Annotated in this window: 3 protein-coding genes; 2 read left to right on the top strand and 1 reads right to left on the bottom strand. The window is 43.2% G+C overall.

The features are described 5' to 3' along the window. Positions 1-44: 44 nt before the first annotated feature. A complete protein-coding gene (locus QUA27_RS27130; protein WP_333072143.1) occupies positions 45-728 on the bottom strand; it encodes an alpha/beta hydrolase family protein in 684 nt (227 codons plus the stop codon). Positions 729-1104: 376 nt separating this feature from the next. Between QUA27_RS27130 and QUA27_RS27125 the strand changes: the two genes are divergently transcribed. Together QUA27_RS27125 and QUA27_RS27120 are read left to right on the top strand one after the other, a co-directional pair. Beyond that, on the top strand, positions 1105-1962 hold the full coding sequence (locus QUA27_RS27125) for an ATP-binding protein (protein WP_333072142.1): 858 nt from the start codon (positions 1105-1107) through the stop codon (positions 1960-1962). 57 nt (positions 1963-2019) lie between these two features. Then, positions 2020-2715 carry a hypothetical protein gene (locus QUA27_RS27120; protein WP_333072141.1) on the top strand — a complete coding sequence of 232 codons (696 nt, stop codon included), beginning with the start codon at positions 2020-2022 and terminating at the stop codon, positions 2713-2715. The last annotated feature ends 71 nt before the right edge of the window (positions 2716-2786 follow it).

Genomic DNA, 2786 nt, shown 5'->3' with positions numbered 1-2786 from the left:
AGTTTGTTCGCCATATTGAATTGCCTCTACTTTTACCCTATATTTTAGTGTACCTTCATAGTGAATTGGTATAAGCGATCGCTAGGTGGTGCTGATTCCACAGCAGGCACTGACACGTTACTGTTGACAAAAGGTACACTAAATCCGATTTTCCATGTTAGTTGCCTGTCAAAAGAATCGAGAGGAGTAATAATACCAAAGGCTGCTGGATCTAGACCTGTAATTCTATCGATTTCTTTGCCTGTTAATTCTTTATACTTAGCTCCAGCAAAGCCTGATACCTGAGCACCTAAACTGTGACCAATTAGTTCTGTTTTGTTAGGATCTATACCCTGTTTATTTAGAAACTGTGCTATTTGATTACCGACCTCTCTTGTATTCTGTGCTGGTATAACATACTGGCGGAATCCTTGAGGTTTAGCCCCTTCTTCCCAATCTACTAAAATAATGTTTGCATTGGCATTTTCGGGTTGACTTCGTAAAGCTTTAGCTATCTCTGATAATGAAGGGGCATAATTATTCCCCTGGTTCCCGCCATTATTTTGAAAACCATGAGTAATTAAATAAGTTTTTTGATTAGTGTCTATGCTTCTAATGGGTTGATTGCTGGGGATTGATAGAGGAGAGTTTAAAATTATAGAACCATCTGCTCCCAGAGTGCTAGGGATAGATGCGACTATTTTATTCTCATCCTTATTACCCCATACATTGAAATTCACATTAACCATAATTCAAACTCCTCACAAATAAATTTACGTCAAAACCAGCAAAGCCCGCCTAGCAAGCCTTCCTAAATATCTATCAGGGCCTTCATCTGCTCTTTATGCAGTTCGCCCTGTTTTTGTAACAAAACTTTACATTGCTCCCAACAGCAGATCGGCCGTATCCCCGATCGCCCGCCAGATGCACCGTCAAACGTAGCTGACAGCCCAACACATCATTTCACAATACTCCAAAATCCTGAATCTTTATCGGCTAAACGGCTCACAATTTGGCTCAACATAAAAGGCTCATTTGGCTCATTTGGCTCATTTGGCTCACTTCTGGGTTCACCAAATCATGTAAAATTCTTGACTAAGGCAGAGTTTCCGTAGAGGAGTAGCAATGGCAGGCTTGCTCAGAGCATCCGAAGAAGGGCTAAAAATCATTGACATGGTAAGACGCAATCTCGGATGGAATAAAAGTGAGGATACCTGGTGCAAAGCGGCTCTAACTTCAAAAGCCACTTTAAGGAGGTTTTGGGCGCAAAACCGAATTCGACGGGAAACATTTATCGATATTTGCAAAGCTGTAGGAATCAATAACTGGGAAGATATTATCGAGCGCAATGATATCAAGAAAACAGAATTACTTTTAGCCGCGGCGATCGCAGATATCCCCCAAGACAACCAAACCGATCGCACTTTCCCCCTCCCAGAAAACTTACCCCCCGTCAGAAATTGGGTACAGCGCACAAAAGAACTCGAAATCTTAAAAACTACTATTATTAACTCAGACATCACCGCCATCTCAATAGTCGGATTACCAGGCATCGGCAAAACCACCCTCATCAGCCAACTAATTCGCCAAATCCACACAGAAAAAACCCCCTTCACCTGCGCCGCTTGGCAATCCTTGCAATCCGCAACAGGCAAAGCACCCCCCTGCGATCGCATAATTGACTCCCTGCTATTCACCCTCTCCAACGGCGACATTACCGCAGCCGTCAATGCTCAAGATGACTCTTTCCAAAAAATCGAAAATCTGCTCAAAATCCTCAGAGATAAACCTTGCTTGCTCGTTTTCGATCGCGCCGATACACTTTTGAAAGCTGGAGAGGCAAAAGCGGCTGGTTATTTCGCCGAGGATTGTGCAGAATATGCTTGGTTATTCAAACAACTATTAGAAACAGAACATCAAAGCAAAATTATATTTACCAGTCGCGAAAGCTTGGCTGAATTGCCGCCAAATGTCACCCGCTAAATCCAGCTAAACGGATTGGATCGAGATAGCGCAGTTGCCCTATTGCAATCTTTTAATTTGACTGCAAATGCAGAGGAATTAGCCGAAATGGGCGAGCGCTATTCAGGACATCCCAAAGCCTTACAACTCGTCGCAGCCTTGATTCGAGACGATACCGAGTTTCAGGGAAATGTCGGGATTTTTCTGCACCAGAGAGACTGGTTGCTGATTCGAGATATTGAAAGAGCGATCGATGAAATAATAGCCCGTCTCAGCGACGGCGAGCAAACTTGTCTCAGCCGAATTTCTCTCTATCAAACCTCAGAATATCCCCTATCTTTTTCAGGGATTAGCGCTCAAATGCCAGAAGTTAGCAAGTATGAACTTAAAGAAAATATTATTCAGGCACTCAAGCGCCGACAAGTGCTATATTACGATCGCCACCTTAAATCCTATCAGTTGCATCCGCTAGTGCGAGAAAAGGGCGAGTACCGGCTAAGTCAAAACGCTGAAAATCTCCGTACCGCCCACAGCCAAGCCTATAACTATTATATCCGCATTCCCATCAAACCGGAATCGGAATGGCAAGAAATCGAGGATATTAAGCCCCTAATCAGAGCGCACTATCATGCTTCTCAAGCAGGAGATTTAGATGCGGCAAATGCGATTATTTCTGAAGTGTATGAGTATTTGCGGCAGTGGAATTGTGCAGAGTTAGTGTGTGCAAATCTACCGTTGCCATTGTTAACGGAAGTAAAAAACATAACTTTGTAGATACTGTCTTGACCTGTCAAGGGGTAGCAGTCAAATAATTGGGGTCGAAAGGCTTTTGGGATTTTAAAATC

It is taken from the genome of Microcoleus harperi Pol14_C6 (assembly GCF_036701295.1).
Classification (GTDB): domain Bacteria; phylum Cyanobacteriota; class Cyanobacteriia; order Cyanobacteriales; family Microcoleaceae; genus Microcoleus.
The sequence above is the reverse complement of the archived record's forward strand: the minus strand, read 5'-3'. Positions and strand labels throughout refer to the sequence as shown.

What these genes read in the sequence shown, in the direction of transcription:
- QUA27_RS27125 (WP_333072142.1), top strand. Translation starts at nt 1,105, where the DNA reads ATGGCAGGCTTGCTCAGAGCATCCGAAGAAGGGCTAAAAATCATTGAC.
- QUA27_RS27130 (WP_333072143.1), bottom strand. Translation starts at nt 728, where the DNA reads ATGGTTAATGTGAATTTCAATGTATGGGGTAATAAGGATGAGAATAAA.